The following is a 19977-nucleotide window of genomic DNA, read 5'->3' as shown; positions in this document are numbered from 1 at the left end:
CTCGGGTCGGCGCAGCGTCGTCGGTGCCCTTACATAAACTGTTCAGCATGACTGCACCCACGGTGGACTTGATGGACTATGCCGACGTCATCGACCGGTACGAGCCGGTGCTGGGCATGGAGGTGCACGTCGAACTGGGCACCGAAACCAAGATGTTCTGCGGGTGCCCGACGGCCTTCGGCGCCGAGCCGAACACGCAGGTCTGCCCGGTATGTCTGGGCCTGCCGGGTTCGTTGCCGGTGGTCAACCAGCAGGCCGTGGAGTCGGCGATCCGCATCGGTCTCGCGCTGAACTGCTCGATCACCCCGTGGGGCCGGTTCGCGCGCAAGAACTACTTCTACCCGGATCAGCCGAAGAACTACCAGATCAGCCAGTACGACGAGCCGATCGCCACCGACGGCTACCTCGATGTGGTGCTCGACGACGGCTCGGTCTTCCGCGTCGACATCGAACGTGCCCACATGGAGGAGGACACCGGTAAGTCCCTGCACGTGGGCGGCGCCACCGGCCGCATCCACGGCGCGAGCCATTCGCTGCTGGACTACAACCGGGCCGGCGTGCCGCTGATCGAGATCGTCACCAAGCCGATCACCGGCGCCGGTGAACGCGCCCCCGAGGTGGCCCGCGCCTACGTCACCGCGCTGCGCGATCTGCTGAAGGCGCTCGACGTCTCCGACGTGAAGATGGAGCAGGGTTCGCTGCGCTGCGACGCCAACGTATCGCTGATGGCCAAGGGCGCCAAGGAATTCGGCACCCGCACCGAGACCAAGAACGTGAACTCGCTGCGCAGCGTCGAGGTCGCGGTGCGCTACGAGATGCGCCGCCAGGGCGCGGTGCTCAGCTCCGGCGGCACCGTGATCCAGGAGACCCGGCACTTCCACGAGGGCGACGGTTCCACCTCCCCGGGCCGGGTCAAGGAAACCGCCGAGGACTACCGCTACTTCCCGGAGCCGGACCTCGAGCCGATCGCCCCCGATGCCGACTGGGTCGAGAAACTGCGCGGCACCATCCCCGAATACCCGTGGCTGCGCCGTGCCCGCATCCAGGCCGAATGGGGTCTGTCCGACGAGGTGTTCCGCGATCTGATCAACGCCGGCGCGCTCGACCTGATCATCGCCACCGTCGACGCCGGCACCACGGTCGACGCCGCCCGCGCCTGGTGGGTCAACTACCTCACCGAGCAGGCCAAGGAGCGCGAGGTCGCCCTCGAGGATCTGCCGATCACGCCGAAGCAGGTCGCCGAGGTGGTCGCGCTGGTCGACGCCAAGACCGTCAACTCCAAGGTCGCCCGTCAGGTCGTCGATTTCGTGCTGGCCGGTGAGGGCGATCCGGGGCAGATCGTCGAGGCCAAGGGGCTGGGCATGGTGTCCGACGACTCGGCCCTGCAGTCCGAGGTCGACAAGGCCCTCGCCGCCAACCCGGACATCGCCGACAAGATCCGCTCCGGCAAGGTCCAGGCCGCCGGCAAGATCGTCGGCGACGTCATGAAGGCAACCCGAGGCCAGGCCGACGCCGCCCGCGTTCGCGAACTGGTGCTCGCCGCCTGCGGCGCCGCCTGAGTTCTCGAACCCCGAGACCGGTCCACTGCGGCCGGTCTCGGGGTTCGTGTAGCTCGCACACGCCGAGCCCCCACGTACTCGTCGGATGTGCACGGCCGGGCCGGGAAGGCCCTGCTGACTAGTCCGGTCCCCCGCCCGCGCCGCCCTTGGGCGGTGGGATGCGCACGATCCGGTCGTCCAGCGGGCCCGCGGCGGCGGGCTTGTTGACCGTCCCCACCCAGACGTTGCCGTCGGCGCCCAGCGCGGCGCCGCCGAGGGAGCCGTACTTGTCCTGAGCCACCATCGTCGGGGCGGTGGTCACCGCGTGGGTGGTGGGGTCGGCGTCGGCGAAGGCAAGCGCCTTGGCGCCCGACATCGAGACCGCGACGCCGTCCACCGCGGCCGCGCAGCCCCCGGCGCCCGGTTTGTCCGGCCACGTCCAGGCAGTGGCGACGGCGCCGTCGGGTCCGAGGCGCTGCAGCCGGTCCTCGGTGGCGGTGCGGTCGGTGAACCAGATGGTGTCCTTGTGGTCGGGGCACACCCCGCCCGCGGTGCCGATGCCCGACGCCACCACCTTCGGATTGGCGTTGCCCGGCGCCGGATCGTCGATCTCGAGCAGCTTGCCCGCCAGGGAGCCGGGGTTGTTCGCCGAGCCCGGATCGCCGGCGTCACCGGTCAGCACCGCCAGCTTGGTCGGTGAGACGAAGGCGAGTGAACCGTGATTTCCGTTGGCACCCTTGGGAATTCCGGTGAGAATCGGTTTCGGATCACCGCCCGCGCCGATGCGCACGACGCGATTGTCCGAGGCGGTGGTGATGTAGGCGTAGACCAGTCCGTCCTCGCCGTAACTCGGTGAGAGCGCGACATCGCTGAGCCCGCCGTCGCCGGCCGCGTCGACGTCGACCCGGGCGACCTCGAGCGGCTGTGGCGGCGCCTGGCTCGGATCGACGGCGGTGACCTTCAGAATGCGCCCCGTGGTGCGCTCGGTGACCAACGCCTGCTGCCCGTCCGGCAGGACCGTCAGCCCGCCGGTGGTGTCCAGGCAGGACACCACGACCGCCGGATCGGGATCGATACACGGCCCGGTGGGGCGCTGCCCGGTCGGCGGTGGAGTTTTCGGTTCGCTGGTCGGGCCCTGCCCCTCGGGTTCGATGGTGGGCGCGGGAGTGAACGGTTTGGACGCGGAATCGTCGAAGCGGGCACAACCGACCGCCAGGCCGGCGGTGACGGCGAGGATCGACGCGACACGGCCGACGACAACCACACTCATTGCCCAAACGTTACGGAAATACCGCCGCGCGCGCTCGCAGGGGTCCGGGCCACACCGCGCGAGCCGTCCCGGCACGTACGGTTCGCGCCGGCGGGACGCGCCGCAGGACCTGCCGGGCGCGGCTGACACGCCGGGACCAGACCACGCGCCCGCTCGTTCGACGTCATACTCTGTGCCCGTGACGGACAAGCCGAATCAAACACCGGAATCGAATCAGCCGTCGGGGCGGCAGTCGGGCTCCGGACCGACGGCGGGCAGCCCCTACGACAATCCGACCGGCGAATTCCCCTCGGTGAAACCCGCGGTGGGCAAGGACGTTCCGCGGACCGAGGACGATTTGGGCCTGGACCCGGATGTACCGGCCGCGGGCGCCGAGCACACCGGCGCCACGAAGGCGACGAAGGGATCCACCGGCACCGCGGCCGGCGGCGCTACCGCCGCGAGCGCAGCGCACCCCGGCGCTGCCGGACACCCTGGCGCCGAGCCCACCGGCACCGAGCACCCCGGTTCCGAGCACATCGACGCCGAACATCCTGGAGCTGGACCGGCCGGCGCCGCGCCCGCCGAGGCGGAAGCGCCCACCTACGCCTTCGCCACGATCCCGCCCGCCCGGGCCAACGGCGACACCGAGCGTCTCCGTCGCCCACGCGAATATCGCCGCGGCACACTGGATCTGGGCCTGCTGGGTTTGCGCCTGACCGTCGGCCTCACCTTCCTGTACCACGGCCTGCAGAAGCTGGCGGGCTGGTTCCACGGGCCGGGTCTGGACGGCACCCGTCACATGCTCGAGCAGGGCGGCTGGAAGCACATCGAACTGTCCACCGCGATGCTCACCGTCTCCGAGGTCGGCGGCGGCGCGCTGATCATCCTCGGCCTGGCCACCCCGCTGGCGGCCGGCGCGGTCCTGGCCTCGATCTCGACCGCATGGCTGTGGAAGCAGGGCATGGCTCCCGACTTCCAGTACCGCCCGGTCGAATTGGAGTCGATCCTCGCCGGCGCGGCGGCGTCGCTGATCCTCACGGGCCCCGGCCGCCTGTCGTTCGACCGCAACCGCGGCTGGGCCGTCCGCCCGTCCTGGGGTTCGTTCGTCTGCCTGGTCCTGGCGCTGGGGGCAGCGGCCGCTGGCTGGATCTTCCTCCACGGCGGCAACCCGTTCGTGGGGATCTTCTGAACCGTGCCTGATTCCGCAATACCGAGTTACCGAGCGATCGAGCGCCTGATCGCCGACTACGCCCTCCTGGTCGACCAGGGCGATTTCGCGGGTGTCGGCGCCCTGTTCGCCACGGGCGCGTTCGGCGGCAGCGCCGGAATGATCGAGGGCAGTGCCGCCGTGGAAAAGATGCTGTCCGCCACCGTGATCCGCTACGACGACGGCACTCCCCGCACGAAACACCTGGTCACCAACCTGGTGATCGACATCGACGAGGACCAGGGCACCGCCACCGCGCGATCGTATTTCACCGTCCTGCAAGCCACCCCCGACCTCCCGCTGCAACCCATCGTCAGCGGCCGCTACGCCGACCGCTTCCACCGCCCCGCCGGCCAGTGGGCCTTCGCGCAACGCGCGGTCACCATGGACCTCATCGGCGACGTCGGTCACCACCTGCGCAGGTAGACCTCGGATCACAACTGGTGAAAGCGGCCGCTCCCGCTTGGGAGCGGCCCCGATCTATCACCACCGGCACAGCTGATTTCGCACAACACGCAGAGGCCCGGAGAGGCGGTTACGGCACGCGGCGGACGGCACCCTTGTCGGCGCTGGTCGCCAGTGCGGCGTAGGCCCGCAGCGCGGTGGTGACCTGCCGGTCGCGCTGAACCGGCTGCCACGGACGCTCCCGCGCTTCCATCTTGGCGCGGCGCTCGGCGAGCACCTCGTCGTCGACCAGCAGCTCCAGCGCACGGGTGTGCACGTCGATGCGGATGCGGTCGCCGTTCTCGATCAGGCCGATGGCGCCGCCGCTGGCCGCCTCGGGGGAGATGTGGCCGATGGACAGCCCGGAGGTGCCGCCGGAGAAGCGGCCGTCGGTGATCAGCGCGCACACCTTGCCCAGGCCGAGGCCCTTGAGGAACGAGGTGGGGTGCAGCATCTCCTGCATACCGGGGCCGCCGGCGGGGCCTTCGTACCGGATCACGACGACGTCGCCGGGGGTGATCTTCTTGCCGAGGATCGCCGAGACCGCGTCTTCCTGGGATTCCAGCACCACGGCCGGTCCCTCGAAGGTGAACAGATCCTCGTCGATACCGGCGGTTTTCAGGATGGCGCCGTCGAGGGCGATATTGCCGCGCAGCACGCACAGCCCGCCCTCGACGGTGTAGGCGTGCGCGATATCGCGAATGCAGCCGCCCTCGGCATCGGTGTCGAGCGAGGACCAGCGGTTCTCGGTGGAGAACGGCACGGTGGTCCGCACGCCACCGGGCGCGGCGTGGAACAGTTCGATCGCTTCGTCGGAAGCCTTGCCGGAGCGGATGTCCCAGGTGTCGAGCCACTCGTCGAAGGAGGCGGTGTGCACGGTGGTCACATCGGTTTCCAGCAGTCCGCCGCGGCGCAGTTCGCCCAGGATGGCGGGGATGCCACCGGCGCGGTGCACATCTTCCATGTGGTAGTCGGAGTTGGGGGAGACCTTCGACAGGCAGGGCACCCGGCGCGAGATCTCGTCGATGGTGGCGAGGTCGAAGTCGATCTCGCCTTCCTGCGCGGCGGCCAGGGTGTGCAGCACCGTGTTGGTGGAACCGCCCATCGCGACGTCGAGGGCCATCGCGTTGCGGAAGGCCTTGGCGTTGGCGACGTTTCGTGGCAGGACGGAATCGTCGTCGTCGCGGTACCAGCGGTTGGCGATGTCGACGACGGTGCTGCCGGCCCGCTCGAACAGGGCTCGCCGCGCCGCGTGGGTGGCGAGGGTGGAGCCGTTGCCGGGCAGCGCCAGGCCCAGCGCCTCGGTGAGGCAGTTCATCGAGTTCGCGGTGAACATGCCGGAACAGGAACCGCAGGTCGGGCAGGCGCTGCGCTCGACTTCGCTCAGCCCTTCGTCGCTGACCTCGGTGGAGGCGCTGGCGGCGATCGCGGTGATCAGATCGGTGGGCGCCTGGGCCACACCGCCGACGACCACGGCCTTACCGGCCTCCATCGGACCGCCGGAGACGAACACGGTCGGGATGTTCAGCCGCATGGCGGCGTTCAGCATGCCGGGAGTGATCTTGTCGCAGTTGGAGATACACACCAGCGCGTCGGCGGTGTGCGCGTTGACCATGTATTCGACCGAGTCCGCGATGATTTCGCGGCTGGGCAGCGAGTAGAGCATGCCGCCGTGACCCATCGCGATGCCGTCGTCGACGGCGATGGTGTGGAATTCGCGCGGCACGCCACCGGCGGCGCGCACCGCGTCGGCGACGATCTCGCCGACATCCTTGAGATGCACGTGGCCGGGCACGAATTGGGTGTAGGAGTTCGCGATCGCGACGATCGGCTTACCGAAATCGGAGTCGGTCAGGCCGGTGGCCCGCCAGAGTGCGCGTGCGCCTGCGGCATTGCGTCCGGCGGTGGTGGTGCGTGAGCGAAGCGGTGGCATGAATTCGGTCCTCGGTGGTCGGCGCGGTGGCCGGAGCGGCTCTACTCGGGCAGGGCTCTGCTCGTCGGTGCTCATCGTCCGGTGGGTCGCCGGGGCAGGGGCCGAGGGCTGGTCGGCCGCCGTGCGGAGCGTCTCTTCGGCGAGTGGTGTCGTCGGCAGAGGTGTCTGTTCGCAAGAGCAGAGTGTCTGTTCGGCGCTTCAACGTTACTCCCGCCACCGGAGCGTGCTCACCGGAGGCGGGTGGTCGTGCGGCCGCGGGGTGGCGCGGCAGCACGACGCACGTCGAGCCGGTCCGAGCGGCCGTCACCGGGTGGGGTCTCGACCACGGACCCGCGCCGCGATCATCGCGGCGACTGCGCCCCGAGTGGGGACGTAGTCGGGGCAGCGCAGTGACGGCGCGGATTTGTTCCCGGCGTTCGGGGTCGGCGCGAGAGTGTGAAACATCCCACTGCTTCGTCGTGGGACGAGTTGCGACAATCTGCCGCAGCGGCGGAGCTGAAGCAGCTCCCGCTCAGTCGTCCGTGGAGGTTTCCGGCTTGTCGGCTGGGTCGGCCACCGGGCTGTCCGCCGCGCCGGATTCCGCGCTCTCGGCCTCGACGCCGTTCTGACCGCCGCTCTTCTCGTCCGCGCTCGCCGCGCTCTTCTCCGGCCGCGCGAACGGATCCGGAATCCGCCCGTCCGAGGCCGCGACCAGATCCTTCAACCGGTCGTAGCTCACCGCCGGCAGCGCCACCTCGGAGTCGTCGCTCAGATGCGCGCGGACCCAGCCGCGCTTGGGAATCCGCAGCCCCTGAATCCGCGACCAGTCGACGTGCCGGGAACCGAAGATCGTGCGCAGGTCGAGCCCGCCGGCCGACACCGTGGTGCGGGAGCGTTCCACCCACCACGCGGCCGCGATCGGGATGAGGAACAGGATCCACAGCACCGCCGGCCAGCCGAAGAACGGGAACGCCGCGCAGAACAGCAGGATGAACACCCCGAGATGCGCCAGCCTGGGGATACGGATCACACGCCCCGTATCGGTCCCGCCCTCGGCGGTGTGGGACGATTGAGCTGGTGGCACGGACTGCTGCGGCGATGACACACCCCCATCCTCGCATCATGGTGAAGCGACACTCGAACCGCCCCGTCTCACATAATGAGACACCGCACGTCAAGTAATTTGACTCATCGACTCTCGCGCGCATACCGTCGAGCGCGTGAATCGAAACGAGCTTCTCGTAATCGGCCGGCGCGTCCAGCGCTGAGCCTGACGACTCGAGGTCGACTACGTCAGCTCGCAACTGCGACGCGCCACCCTCGCTCAGCCATCGGCTGACGGGGGCTTTTTTGTGTTCGGACAAGTTGTGTTCACGGCTTCGATGTTCGCTCGAGCGCCGCGCAGGCGCCGCGTGAGAGCGAAGTGGTGAACGACAAGCAGTAAGGAAAAAGACGGTGAGCGCACCAACTGCACGGCCCGGGCCCTCGGCCCGCAGGCCAGCGCCCTCGGCCTCGCAGCCGACCCCCGCGGCTGCCGCCGCGACCGGAAACCGCCGCCAGGTCCCGCCCGAGAAGGTGACCGGCGCCCAGTCCGTCGTCCGCTCCCTCGAGGAGCTCGGCGTCGACACGGTATTCGGCATTCCGGGTGGTGCGATTCTCCCCGTCTACGACCCGCTCTTCGACTCCACCCGCGTGCGCCACGTCCTGGTCCGCCACGAGCAGGGCGCCGGACATGCGGCGACCGGTTACGCCCAGGCCACCGGCAAGGTCGGTGTGTGTATGGCCACATCCGGTCCCGGCGCGACCAACCTGGTGACCCCGATCGCGGACGCGCAGATGGACTCGGTGCCGCTGGTGGCGATCACCGGACAGGTCGGCCGCGGCCTGATCGGTACCGACGCCTTCCAGGAAGCCGACATCTCCGGCATCACCATGGCGTGCACCAAGCACAACTTCCTGGTCAACGACGCCATCGACATCCCGCGCATCATCGCCGAGGCGTTCCATCTGGCCTCGTCCGGCCGTCCGGGCGCGGTGCTGGTCGACATCCCGAAGGATGTGCTGCAGGCGCAGACCACCTTCAGCTGGCCGCCGGAGATGCGGCTGCCCGGCTACCGCCCGGTGACCAAGCCGCACGGCAAGCAGGTGCGCGAGGCCGCGCGGATGATCGCCGAGGCCAAGGCGCCGGTGCTGTATGTCGGCGGCGGTGTGATCAAGGCCGACGCCTCACCGGAGCTGCTGGAACTGGCCGAGCTGACCGGCATCCCGGTGGTCACCACACTGATGGCGCGCGGCGCGTTCCCCGACAGCCACACCCTCAACATGGGTATGCCCGGTATGCACGGCACCGTGGGAGCCGTTGCGGCCCTGCAGAAGTCGGACCTGCTGATCACCCTCGGCGCCCGCTTCGACGACCGCGTCACCGGCCAGCTCGATTCCTTCGCCCCGCACGCGAAGGTGATCCACGCCGATATCGACCCCGCCGAGATCGGCAAGAACCGCCACGCCGATGTGCCGATCGTGGGTGACTGCCGTGAGGTCATCACCGAACTGATCGAGACCCTCAAGTCCGATCCGGCCTTCACCAACGCCGAGGCTCCGCTGCTGGATCTGGCGTCCTGGTGGACCTACCTCGACGGTGTGCGCAAGCAGTACCCGCTCGGCTACGGCCCCACCTCCGACGGCTCGCTGTCGCCGGAGTACGTCATCGAGACTCTCGGCCGCCTCGCCGGACCCGATGCCATCTACGTGGCCGGTGTCGGTCAGCACCAGATGTGGGCCGCGCAGTTCGTCAAGTACGAGAAGCCGCGCACCTGGCTCAACTCCGGTGGCCTGGGCACCATGGGCTACGCCGTGCCCGCGGCGATGGGCGCCAAGATGGGCGCGCCGGACAAAGAGGTGTGGGCGGTCGACGGTGACGGCTGCTTCCAGATGACCAACCAGGAGCTGGCCACCTGTGCCGTCGAGGGCGTGCCGATCAAGGTCGCGCTGATCAACAACGGCAACCTCGGCATGGTCCGGCAGTGGCAGACCCTGTTCTACGAGAAGCGCTACTCCAACACCGACCTGGGCACCCACACCCTGCGCATCCCCGATTTCGTGAAGCTCGCCGAAGCGCTGGGCTGCCATGGCATCCGGGTGGAGAAGGAAGAGGACGTCGAGGCCGCCATCCGCGAGGCGCAGTCGATCAACGACCGTCCCGTGGTGATCGACTTCATCGTCGGCAAGGACGCGCAGGTGTGGCCGATGGTCGCCGCCGGCACCTCCAACGACGAGATCATGGCCGCCCGCGGCATCCGCCCCCTGTTCGACGAGGACGAGCAGGCCTCCGAGCCCGCCGTCATCCATGAGGCCATGTCCCACGACAAGGCGACCCTGTCGGCGCACGAACGGGCCTCGCAGAAGGAGACCAACCTGTGAGCACGACCCATACCCTCAGCGTGCTGGTGGAGGACAAACCCGGCGTGCTGGCGCGGGTGGCGAGTCTGTTCTCCCGGCGTGGATTCAATATCGAATCCCTGGCCGTGGGTGGCACCGAAGTTCCGGAGATCTCGCGGATGACCATCGTGGTCACCGTGGAGGATCTGCCGCTGGAGCAGGTGACCAAGCAGCTCAACAAACTGGTGAACGTCATCAAGATCGTGGAGCAGGACGCCGACGCCTCGGTGGCCCGCGAACTGATCCTGGTGAAGGTGCGCGCCGACGCCAGTGTGCGCACCCAGGTGATCGAATCGGCCAACCTGTTCCGGGCTAAGGTCATCGACGTGTCGCCCGACGCGCTGACCATCGAGGCGACCGGCACCCGGTCCAAGCTCGAGGCGCTGCTGCGGATGCTGGAACCGTACGGCATCCGTGAGATCGTGCAGTCCGGCGTGGTGGCCGTCGGTCGCGGGCCGAAGTCCATCACCGCGACCCGCTAACACTTATTCAGAAGAATCAACGAAGGGACACAACCACAGTGGCAGTCGAGATGTTCTACGACGACGACGCCGATCTGTCGATCATCCAGGGCCGCAAGGTCGCCGTGATCGGCTACGGCTCCCAGGGCCACGCACACTCGCTGAGCCTGCGTGACTCCGGCGTCGAGGTGCGCATCGGCCTCAAGGAAGGCTCCAAGTCGCGGGCCAAGGCCGAAGAGGCCGGCCTGACCGTCGGCACTCCCGCCGAGGTCTCGGAGTGGGCGGACGTCATCATGCTGCTCGCCCCCGACACCGCGCAGGCCAAGATCTTCACCGAGGACATCGAGCCGAACCTGAAGGACGGCGACGCCCTGTTCTTCGGCCACGGCCTGAACATCCACTTCGGTCTCATCACGGCTCCGGCGAACGTCACCATCGGCATGGTCGCCCCCAAGGGCCCCGGCCACCTGGTGCGCCGCCAGTTCGTCGACGGCAAGGGCGTCCCGGCCCTGATCGCCATCGACCAGGACCCGAAGGGTGAGGGCCAGGCCCTGGCGCTGTCCTACGCCAAGGGCATCGGCGGCACCCGCGCCGGCGTCATCAAGACCACCTTCAAGGAAGAGACCGAGACCGACCTGTTCGGTGAGCAGGCCGTCCTCTGCGGTGGTACCGAAGAGCTGGTCAAGACCGGTTTCGAGGTCATGGTCGAGGCCGGCTACGCGCCGGAGATGGCCTACTTCGAGGTGCTGCACGAGCTGAAGCTGATCGTCGACCTGATGTACGAGGGCGGCATCGCTCGCATGAACTACTCGGTCTCCGACACCGCCGAGTTCGGTGGCTACCTGTCGGGCCCGCGGGTCATCGACGCCGACACCAAGGAGCGCATGAAGGCGATCCTGAAGGACATCCAGGACGGCACCTTCGTCAAGCGCCTGGTCGCCAACGTCGAGGGCGGCAACAAGGAGCTCGAGAGCCTGCGCAAGCAGAACGCCGAGCACCCGATCGAGGTCACCGGCAAGAAGCTGCGCGACCTGATGAGCTGGGTCGACCGGCCGATCACCGAAACCGCGTAAGGTTTCGCACCGCAGAACGACCCGCCGGACGGCCTCGTCCGGCGGGTCGTTGCGTATGCGGTGGGCGTTCGGCCAGCCGACCCATCTGCCTGTGGCGATGCTGCATCGGCAGTTTCAACGCGGTTTATTCGTACTGCCTGCTCAGCTCCCCGCGTCGACGGTTGCGAAGGCCGCCCACAGGAGCGGTGAATCCTCCACCGCACCCCTCTCACGCCAAGCGATAAGCCGCTCACGCTGCCAATTGATCAGGGCGGCAATAGGTTCCACCTGCTCATGCGCCCTGTCGACCGCGCAGATGACCTCTTGCAGCGGCGCCGCGTCGGTAGCGCCGGCGAAGCGCTGGAATGCCAAATCGGTGGGTAGTGGCCAGCGGGTGGCGGTGACGAGTTCGGCGCCGCCGTGGATCATCGCGGCTACCAAGCCCAGCGCTTCGGTGAAGCGCAGATCGCCGCCGCTTTCGCAGGCGATGAGCGCGACGCGGCTCGGGATCGGCCAGAGTTGCGGTCCGGCAACGGGTTCGGGCTCCAATGTATGGGTGCCGAGCAGCAGATCCTTGGCCGACAGCGGGCGATGCGTGCGCTGCGGCCGGGCGAAACCGGTGGTATCGGTGGTGCAGGCGAGGTGCAGTTCGGCGTTCTCGCTCAGACCGGATTCCGGACGTTCGGCGGTGACATGGCCGACGTAGACGAGCCGGGCGGCCCCGTCCCGCAGTAGCGCGCCCAGTCGGGAGCGGTCGAGGTCGGTGCGCCGGAATGCGTGCAGCGGGTCGTCGACTATCGGCCGAAGTCGCCGCTGTGCAACGTATTCGGACACTCTCCGGGTGAGTGGTGAGCTGGAGCCCATCCGTCCGAGCACCGAACCGAGTTCGGAATCGGCCCGGAAGCCGGGCACACGCGGATCGAGTACCGCGACCACCGGTAGCTCACGGTCGACGACCCAGCTGCGCGCGGTGCGGCCGGGAGCGTGGACGATACTCGCCGGTGCGAGCAGGCTTACATCCGCGATATCGATCAGCCGCAGGTTCGGGTCGGGGGCGATGATCTCCCACGGCACCTGCGCGACTCGCGGTGACGGCTGCAACCGGATATGCGGGCGGACGCCGCGCACGAGCAGGTCGTGCAGCTGGACCGCCAGCGCTTGGGGGAGAAGTGCGCGGCTGAGTGCCTGCGCCAGTGCGTATTCGGAATCGCGCGCGGCGAAAGCGTCTGTGGTGAGGGACTTTTCGAGACCGCCCGGACGAGAAGGATCGGGTAACGCCGCCGCGAGCCGGCGCACCACGGCGTCGATATCGGCGCCGGGCAGCGCAGCCACGCCCGGGCTCGCGGTATCCCCGAGCCAGCGCCACGACATGTACAGATCGCCCGCGTCGGCCATGCGCACGATCACCGTCGGTTGTCCGCCTGGTGTCTCCCCGCTCATATCGCCAGTACCCGATCCTCCCGGACCACCCGGCCGTAGCGTTGTTCGGCGGCGGTGATGTAGGTGTCCAAGGCGATGTGGCCGTCCGGGGACACCGAGAGCCGTGGTGGTGGGGAGACGGGCAGTCCGGCTGCCGCGGCGACCTGGGCCAGCGCCGAGCCGAGTTGCAGGGAACCGGCGTCGGGAGCATCGAGGGCGTCGTCGGGCGTCGGCATCTGGTCGAACGGAAGCCTCGGCGGTCCGCTTACGGTTGCCGCACCGGTGTCGAAAGATGTTCCAGCACAGACGGTCTCGATGAGATCGGCGATCAGACCGCCGTTACCGCACAGCTGGGCGAAGCGGAACGCCAGCCGCACGGCCGGTGCGGCGATCTCACGGTTCCACTGTTCACGCTGGGTCCCGTTGGCGAAGCTGTAGCGCACCGCGTCGATGGCGAGGGCGGAGGTGACGGCCAGATCCCGAGCCAGGGCGAGTACCTCCGGGGGCGGCGGCGTGACCATGTCGCCGATGAGCGATTCCCACAGCGCGGCATGCCAGTAGTCGACCCGGGCACACTGCAGGCCGAGGCCGCGCACGGCGTAGATCTCGTACGCGGCCGCGAGCTGTGCTTGCCCGTCATCGATTCGACCGTGCGCGAAATCCAATGTAGCCAACCGGATTCGAACGCCCGCCGATTCGAGCGTGGCCCCTGATTGCTCGAACGATGTCAGCGCCCGGCGGTACAGCTGTTCGACGTAATCGAGGTCGCCGTGCCGCTCGGCGAGATAGCCCATCAGCTGCAGCCCCAGTCCGGCGCGGTAGCCGAGGCCGGCCCGTTCGACGTACTGCTGGGCGACACGAAGATGCGGCTCGGCGTCGTCGGGGCGGCCCAGCCGGGCGTACATCATCGCGAGCGTCTGCCGGGATTCGGCCGCCGGGTTCCCGTCGCCCGCTGCCTCGAATGCGGCGAGGGCCTGGTGGGCGAAGTCGAGCCCGAGCTCGCCGCGACCGGATTCGAAGTGGGCGGCCGCGAGATTGCCGAGCGGGTAGCCGCGCAGCTGCGGCGCGAAGCGCGTGGCGAACTCGAGTGATTCGGTGGCCAGCTCGATCGCCCGCGCCCACTGACTGCGATGCATCGCGACGGCGGTGAGCGAGACCATGCACGACACCTGCAACGTCGACAGTTCACTGTGGCCGGTGAGGAGATCGCGCGCCTGCTCCAGCGCCGTCTGCGCGGCGACGAGATCGCCCACGTGCTGCAGCGCCTGCGAGTAGTTGACGAGTGTGGATGCGCGCTTTTCCGTTGCGTCGTCGGGGATTTCGGTGAGCGCAGCGCGGAATCCGGTGATCGCGCCGGCGTGGTCGCCGAGTTCGTCGCGCATACTGGCCGCATTGACCAGAGCGCTGATCCGGACGCCGCCGGTGGTGGTGTGGGCGGCGTGGTCGAATATCCGCAGGGCCTCGGTGACCTCGCCGCGGGCGTAGGCCGCGGCGCCCTCATGGAGCAGTTCGAGGCCGGGAGAAGCAGCGTCGGCCATCAGTAGTCCGTATCCGATGCCGCGGCGGCGCGCTCGGCCTCGAGCAGTGGCAGGTCCGACTGGGGCGACCGCAATCGGTCGATCACGAATTCCCTGATCCGCTGCCGTTGCCTCGGCCCGTACAAGTTCTCCGATGCCGATGCCGATGCCGATGCCGATGCCGATGCCGCTGTCGATGTCCCGGCGGGGGCAGGCCCGGCCCCGGGAACGTAGATATCCACGCGCACAACATTTTCGGCGTCGACCAGCGCCCCGCCCACCCAGGTATCGCCGTTGAGCCGCAACGCGAGAACCGTTGGCGCAGAGTCGGTCACGACGCGAGCGTGAGGCCACAGATGCCCAGGAAGACCGGCATCGAGGTGCGGAGCCGCCGCCGCGCGCACCTCGACCGATGTGCTGCCGGACTCTCTGGCGAGCCGCCACGAGACGGCGAATTCCGAGGCATCCACCACGCCCGCGGGACATCGGCGCCAATCCCAGCCCGACGTGCCCGTGGCCAGCACCAACCCGGTGCGCCCGGCGTCGGCGGGACCGGCCGCCAAGGCGTAGTCCTGCCGACGCGGGGCAACCGCATCGGCAGGCGGCACCGGCGCGGGCTGTGCGTCGGACCCGTCGACGATCAGATCGCAGGATTCGGTGAGAGCCGCGATGTCGCGGCCGAGCACATCGGGATCGAGGGCCGGAATGCCGTCGATGGTGGATGCGGGCCACCACTGCGCAGCCCACTGCGCATAGCCGAGTTGCCGTGCGGCGTCGGCCAATTCGGGACGCGCCGGTGTCGCGGCCAGCTCACCGGTGTGGCCGTCGGCGACGGCGAGCGCCACCGGTTCGCCGTATACGGCCCAGAGCCAGTCCTGTGCGGCGTCCGGATCGTGCAGCACTGCCGCCGGAACGGTGTGCCCGGACAACAGACTCCACGAGAGATGACCGCCGATCACCTCGAGAACCAGCGTGTCGAGTCCGGGCGTCGCGTCGTGGACGGTGGGCGCACCGGCGGGGGAGACGATGACGACCTCGTCGTCGTGGTGCAGGATTACGGCCTCGGGCATCATCCGGCCCTCGATTCCAGCGAATCAGCCATGGTCGCAGAGGAATTGGCGGTCAGCGCCTTCCGCACCCGCGTTCGGTGATCGAGTATGACCGAACGTGCGACCCCGTCGAGCAGATCCCACAGCTCGGTGGTTTCCGGCCCGGTCGGCGATAGGGACGCGCCGCGGACATCGCGGCCGTGCAGGCGAACCCACAGCCGCCGCAGATACGAACGCCAGGGACGGCGAAGCTCGGCCGCGATCACGGCGAGCGGATCGGACGACTGCCCGATGTCGTGCACGGCGAGGCGGCGTGCCTGCAGTACATAGGCCTCGCGCCGCCACCTCCCGTTGATCGCCCGATGGGCGGCGGTGCCGCGGTGCGGAACGGAACTACCCTGGCGTGCAGAATTTTTCAGCTCACGAACGCAGTCGTCGTGGCTCGAGGTTACCGGTTCGCTCGCGGGCGACCGATCGGATCCGGTGACAGGTGCGAGACCCCGTGCCAGGTGCACTCCCGCCGCCGCTGTCACCCGAAGTGATTCGTCGAGCAGCGCCCACGGTGCGCAACTCCGGGCGATCTCCTCGGTCACCAGTTCCGGGATCGTGGGCAGGTCCGAGCGCTCGGTGGAGGCCTGCAACACCGTGAAAACACGTTCGTAGACAGTGCGGTCGAACGGCAGTGCGAGTGTCGCGGTCGACGCCCCGGTTCCGAGCGCGGGGGCGACCGGCAGGCGGTGCACGGTCAGGCCCAGTTCCTGTGCCGAGTCTCCCGAAGCGTTGTGCCACAGCGTAATTCCTGAATGGGTGCCCGCTCGCTCCGTGATCAAGGTGCGCAGTTCGCGGGCGGCGTCATCGGCTCGGGCGGTGGCGCACGAATCGAGTAGTGCGGCGATGGCGGTGGTGTGGTCGGCGGCCGCGCGCGCGGATTGGGGTCGCCGGAGCCACGCGGTATCGATCAGCGCCGCGAGTTCGCCGGCCGTGGAGCGATCGGTGAGATGGTCCTTCAACGCCTGCGTGGTGCGCCCGGCCGCGAGGTGATGGATGTCGTGCAATGTGGCTGTGGCAGTGGGCCGGTCGCGTACCGGGTCCGGTGCTCCGGACACCGTCGCGAGTTCGAAACAGCGCTGGAAATACAGGTCCTGCGGATTGCCGTCGGTGATGCGCAGTGCCCGTCGGACCTGTTTGAGGAGGGTGAACCACGCCGCGGTCGCCCGCAGGACGTCGGCGGCGGCATGGACGCGGGCCGCGAGCAGCGTGGCGCCGTCCGCGGTGAGTATCGGCCCCGCGCAGGCGGGATGCTGGACAGGCCGGATCACCAGCGGGTCGAGGATCAGTTTCACGGTGCGGCGCAGCGGTCCGCCTTGGGCGCCGCTGAGCGCCTCGACGCCCTCGATACCGCGCCACACCTCGTCGAGCACCATGGCGCGCGGTCGTCGCATTCGGTCAGATTAACCGACTGCCGCCCCCGTGGCCGGGCTCGAATACCACCACCATGGCCAGGGCTCGAATACCACCACCATGGCCGGGCTCGATGCCACCCCGGCGGCCTGGGCCCGGACGCCACCCCGCGGCCTGGGCCCGAATGCCGCCGCGTCGGCGCCCGTAAACCTGGGATCGGTAGGCGGCGAACCGTTCCTACCTTGTGAACAACGGCCCGATCCCAGGGCCGGACTCACCGAGAACGAAGGAACGAACACCATGCGCACCAAGCAGATCCGGATCGCCGCCGCCACCCTCGCCGCCGCCGGCCTGACCCTGGCCCTCGGCGCCTGCGGCGACGACTCCGGTACCGCCGCCCCGGCATCGACCACCGCGGCACCGGCGACCCAGACCCCGGGCGGCAAGTCGGCGGCCCTCGTCGATGGCAAGGCGCTGAGCGCGAACTTCGACACCACCTGCGCCGAACACGCCGGAACCCTCGCGCTGGCCTTGACCGACACCGCCAACCCCACCTACGGCCAGCTGAGCGTCAGTGCCACCCTCACCGCCCAGGGAGGCACCGTGCAGGCGGTCGCCATCGGCGGCAGCAAGGGCGGCGCCTCCGGTATGCCGTATGCCGTCGGCTTCGGCAACGGCCAGCCCGGCGGCTCGGCCACCGTGTCCAAGGACGGCAAGACCTACAAGGTCACCGGTGAGGGTGTCGCCGCCCCGGATATGACGAACCCGATGGCCGGCCCCGCCACCGCGAAGTTCGAGATCACCTTCGCCTGCCCCACCATCGTCAACGGCTGAGCAAGGAGGAATCATCGTGCGCAGCACAGTACGGGCCGGTGCCCTCGCCTTCGCCGCCTTCGCGGTCGGCTTCTATCTCTGGCACGGCTTCACCTACCGGACGGCCGGCCCTTGGGAGCCCGGTTTCGTGGCCTGGCTCAACGGTTTTCTCGCACTGCCGATCATCGCGCTCACCACGGTGGTGATGGTCTTCGCGTTCACCGGCGAGGGCGTGCTGTCTGCCCTCACCGGCCGCAACAGCGCCGAGTTCCGCAACGGCCTGCTCGGCCTCGGGACCGTCAAGTCGGCTCGCGAAACCGGGCTCACCGTCAACGATCAGCCGCAGCTGCGCATCGAGTTCAGTGTCGAGGGTGCTCACGGCGAGGTCTTCGATTCGACCGCCAAGATGATCGTGCCCCTCGCCGAACTGGCCCTGCTGCGCCCCGGCGTCGTACTTCCGGTGCGCTATCTCCCAGGACGGACCGACAAGGTGGAAGTCGACCGATCCGGCGACAGCGCGTCGGCGCAGCAGGCGATGAACGAATCGCTGATCCGCAAGGGAGTGACCACCCGGGCCAAGCTCGATATCGCCGGCCGCGGCGTGGCCGCGCAGGCGGTGGTGCAGTCGCTGTCGGTGCCCGGCGAAATTCGCAACGGCTACGCGAAGATCGACCTCGGGCTCGCGATCACCCGGCCCGACGGCAGTACCTTCAGCACCCACGCGGAGAAGTTCCTCCCACCAGCGAGCGTCTCGAACGTGCAGGTCGGGCGAATCGTGCAGGTGCATTACCTTCCGGAGAACGAGCAGGAGGTGGTCATCGCGATCCCGCTCAACGCATGAACCACACGGAGTTGCCGCCCTTCGCCGAACCGTCGCTGCGAAGGGCGGCACAGTCTTGCCGGCGGCAGGCGGATCGCGTTGTTCGCCAAATCGTTGCCGCCGACGCGCGCCGGGGCAAAACTTGGTGCATGACGAAAACAGTGGCCGACCCCGTCCCTGGCGAACCCGTCTCCACCGGGCGTGCGGTGCGTGCCACCGTTCCCCGCTCGTCGCTCGGTGAATTCCGTCCCGCCCCCGATCGCGATCCCATCGCGATCCTGGAGCGGCAGGCCGCGACCCGGATTCCCGACCTGGTCCCGATTCGCTATGCCCGAATGGCCGCGGGGCAGTTCTCGTTCCTGCGCGGCGCTCCCGCGATCATGGCGGCCGACCTCGCCACGATCCCGCACACCGGGTTGACCGTTCAGCTGTGCGGGGACGCGCACCTGTCGAATTTCGGGATCTTCGCCTCAGCGGAACGGTCACTGGTGTTCGACCTCAACGATTTCGACGAAACCCTGTCCGGCCCCTTCGAGTGGGACGTCAAACGGCTGGTGGCGAGTGTTGTCGTGGCGGCCAGGGAAAAGGGCTCGACCGACGAAGAGGCCACCGCCGCGGCCCGGATAGCCGCGACGGCCTACCGGGAATGTATGCGGCGCCTGGCCGGCATGGACTCCCTCGATGTCTGGTACGAGCAGGTCGACGAGGACACGGTGGCGAATATGGTGAGCCGAGCCAAGTTTCGCGAGGGTGTGGACCGGGCCTTCGAAGCGGCCCGCAAACGCACCAGCCTCGGGGCGCTGAGCAAACTCACCTACACCGACGCGCAGGGAGCGCTGCGCATCCGCCATCGGCCGCCGCTGCTGACACCGGTCGACTACGTCGACGCGCAGACCGTCGAAGAGGTGTTCACCGCCTACCGGCGATCACTACCGGAGGAACGGCGGGTGCTGGCCGATCGCTACCGCATCGTCGACTACGCGCACAAGGTGGTCGGGGTGGGCAGCGTCGGCACCCGCTGCTACGTGATCCTGACCGTCGATCGTGACACCGGCGGCCCGCTGTTCCTGCAGATGAAGGAGGCCGGAAAGTCGGTTCTCGAGCCGTATCTCGCGCCGAGCCGCTTCCAGCACCAGGGCCACCGCGTCGTGCACGGTCAGCGTCTGCTGCAGACCTCCGGCGACATCTTCCTCGGCTGGGTCTCCGGCCCGAACGACCGCAACTACTACTTCCGGCAGTTGCGCGATATGAAGGGCGGCGCCGACATCACGCAGATGGCGAAGACCGCCCTGCGCGACTACGCCGGAATCTGCGGCCACACCCTCGCGCGGGCACACGCCCGTTCCGGCGACCGCATCGCCATCGCCGACTACCTCGGCGGGGGAGGGGCCTTCGACAAGGCGATGACGCGGTTCGCCCTGACCTACGCCGATCAAACCGCCGCCGATCATCGAGAACTGTTGCGCGCCATAGACTCCGGACGGGTGCGAGCGGCGGCGAACCCGTATTGAGACGGCTCGCCCGGCTGCGTTGATCGGGGGTTGTTCGGGGTCCCGGCGCGGCCGACGTGGGCCGTCGGGGTGTGTTTCGCCTGGGAAGCCGGTTACTCGCCCGTATGGCATGTGGCCTCTACTGTGCTCCAGGACAACGGTGT

Annotated in this window: 16 protein-coding genes; 9 read left to right on the top strand and 7 right to left on the bottom strand. The window is 68.8% G+C overall.

The features are described 5' to 3' along the window. Positions 1-47 precede the first annotated feature (47 nt). Positions 48-1559 (top strand): Asp-tRNA(Asn)/Glu-tRNA(Gln) amidotransferase subunit GatB, encoded by a 1512-nt coding sequence (gatB, locus tag NK1_RS08425; RefSeq protein WP_039779921.1) that lies wholly within the window; start codon positions 48-50, stop codon positions 1557-1559. A 118-nt stretch (positions 1560-1677) separates the two neighbouring features. On the opposite strand, the gene NK1_RS08420 is transcribed toward gatB, so the two are convergent. Continuing rightward, positions 1678-2808, bottom strand: coding sequence for a PQQ-dependent sugar dehydrogenase (locus NK1_RS08420; RefSeq protein WP_063007985.1), 1131 nt, complete (start codon positions 2806-2808; stop codon positions 1678-1680). A gap of 178 nt (positions 2809-2986) precedes the next feature. Here NK1_RS08420 and NK1_RS08415 point away from each other — a divergent pair, with 178 nt between their 5' ends. Together NK1_RS08415 and NK1_RS08410 are read left to right on the top strand one after the other, a co-directional pair. Further along, complete coding sequence (locus NK1_RS08415; RefSeq protein WP_063007984.1) at positions 2987-3979, top strand: DoxX family protein; 993 nt, start codon at positions 2987-2989, stop codon at positions 3977-3979. 3 nt (positions 3980-3982) lie between these two features. After that, a complete protein-coding gene (locus NK1_RS08410; RefSeq protein WP_084460697.1) occupies positions 3983-4423 on the top strand; it encodes a nuclear transport factor 2 family protein in 441 nt (146 codons plus the stop codon). A 109-nt stretch (positions 4424-4532) separates the two neighbouring features. On the opposite strand, the gene ilvD is transcribed toward NK1_RS08410, so the two are convergent. Then, entirely contained in the window at positions 4533-6374 is a 1842-nt protein-coding gene (gene ilvD, locus NK1_RS08405) for a dihydroxy-acid dehydratase (protein WP_063007983.1), read from the bottom strand. A 511-nt stretch (positions 6375-6885) separates the two neighbouring features. Then, positions 6886-7458, bottom strand: a complete 573-nt coding sequence (locus tag NK1_RS08400; RefSeq protein WP_167354240.1) for a PH domain-containing protein — start codon at positions 7456-7458, stop codon at positions 6886-6888. Positions 7459-7808: 350 nt separating this feature from the next. On the opposite strand from NK1_RS08400, the gene NK1_RS08395 reads away from it, so the two are divergent. From NK1_RS08395 to ilvC, 3 genes are read left to right on the top strand one after another with little or no spacing between them, the layout of a single operon-like run. Further along, positions 7809-9773, top strand: coding sequence for an acetolactate synthase large subunit (locus NK1_RS08395; protein ID WP_063007981.1), 1965 nt, complete (start codon positions 7809-7811; stop codon positions 9771-9773). Beyond that, positions 9770-10273 carry an acetolactate synthase small subunit gene (gene ilvN / locus NK1_RS08390; RefSeq protein WP_036503889.1) on the top strand — a complete coding sequence of 168 codons (504 nt, stop codon included), beginning with the start codon at positions 9770-9772 and terminating at the stop codon, positions 10271-10273. Before NK1_RS08395 ends, ilvN begins: the two co-directional genes overlap by 4 nt. Positions 10274-10323: 50 nt before the next feature. Further along, positions 10324-11325, top strand: coding sequence for a ketol-acid reductoisomerase (gene ilvC / locus NK1_RS08385; protein WP_174552707.1), 1002 nt, complete (start codon positions 10324-10326; stop codon positions 11323-11325). A gap of 141 nt (positions 11326-11466) precedes the next feature. On the opposite strand, the gene NK1_RS08380 is transcribed toward ilvC, so the two are convergent. The 4 genes from NK1_RS08380 to NK1_RS08365 are packed head-to-tail and all read right to left on the bottom strand — an operon-like array spanning position 11467 to position 16713. Beyond that, positions 11467-12744: a CHAT domain-containing protein gene (locus NK1_RS08380; RefSeq protein WP_063007979.1), complete on the bottom strand. Its 1278-nt coding sequence runs from the start codon at positions 12742-12744 to the stop codon at positions 11467-11469. Further along, positions 12741-14261: a tetratricopeptide repeat protein gene (locus tag NK1_RS08375; RefSeq protein ID WP_063007978.1), complete on the bottom strand. Its 1521-nt coding sequence runs from the start codon at positions 14259-14261 to the stop codon at positions 12741-12743. The genes NK1_RS08380 and NK1_RS08375 overlap by 4 nt, the downstream gene beginning before the upstream one ends. Beyond that, entirely contained in the window at positions 14261-15313 is a 1053-nt protein-coding gene (locus NK1_RS08370; RefSeq protein ID WP_063905937.1) for a hypothetical protein, read from the bottom strand. Before NK1_RS08370 ends, NK1_RS08375 begins: the two co-directional genes overlap by 1 nt. Continuing rightward, a complete protein-coding gene (locus NK1_RS08365; RefSeq protein WP_063007977.1) occupies positions 15310-16713 on the bottom strand; it encodes a hypothetical protein in 1404 nt (467 codons plus the stop codon). Before NK1_RS08365 ends, NK1_RS08370 begins: the two co-directional genes overlap by 4 nt. A 277-nt stretch (positions 16714-16990) precedes the next feature. Between NK1_RS08365 and NK1_RS08360 the strand changes: the two genes are divergently transcribed. From NK1_RS08360 to NK1_RS08350, 3 genes are all read left to right on the top strand, one after another. After that, entirely contained in the window at positions 16991-17524 is a 534-nt protein-coding gene (locus NK1_RS08360; protein ID WP_063008071.1) for a lipoprotein LpqH, read from the top strand. A 16-nt stretch (positions 17525-17540) separates the two neighbouring features. Next, a complete protein-coding gene (locus NK1_RS08355; protein ID WP_063007976.1) occupies positions 17541-18344 on the top strand; it encodes a hypothetical protein in 804 nt (267 codons plus the stop codon). A 128-nt stretch (positions 18345-18472) separates the two neighbouring features. After that, a complete protein-coding gene (locus NK1_RS08350) occupies positions 18473-19834 on the top strand; it encodes a DUF2252 domain-containing protein (RefSeq protein ID WP_063007975.1) in 1362 nt (453 codons plus the stop codon). The last annotated feature ends 143 nt before the right edge of the window (positions 19835-19977 follow it).

The sequence above is a fragment of the Nocardia kruczakiae NBRC 101016 genome, assembly GCF_001612965.1.
Classification (GTDB): domain Bacteria; phylum Actinomycetota; class Actinomycetes; order Mycobacteriales; family Mycobacteriaceae; genus Nocardia; species Nocardia kruczakiae.
This window is presented reverse-complemented; position numbering and strand designations above follow the sequence as displayed.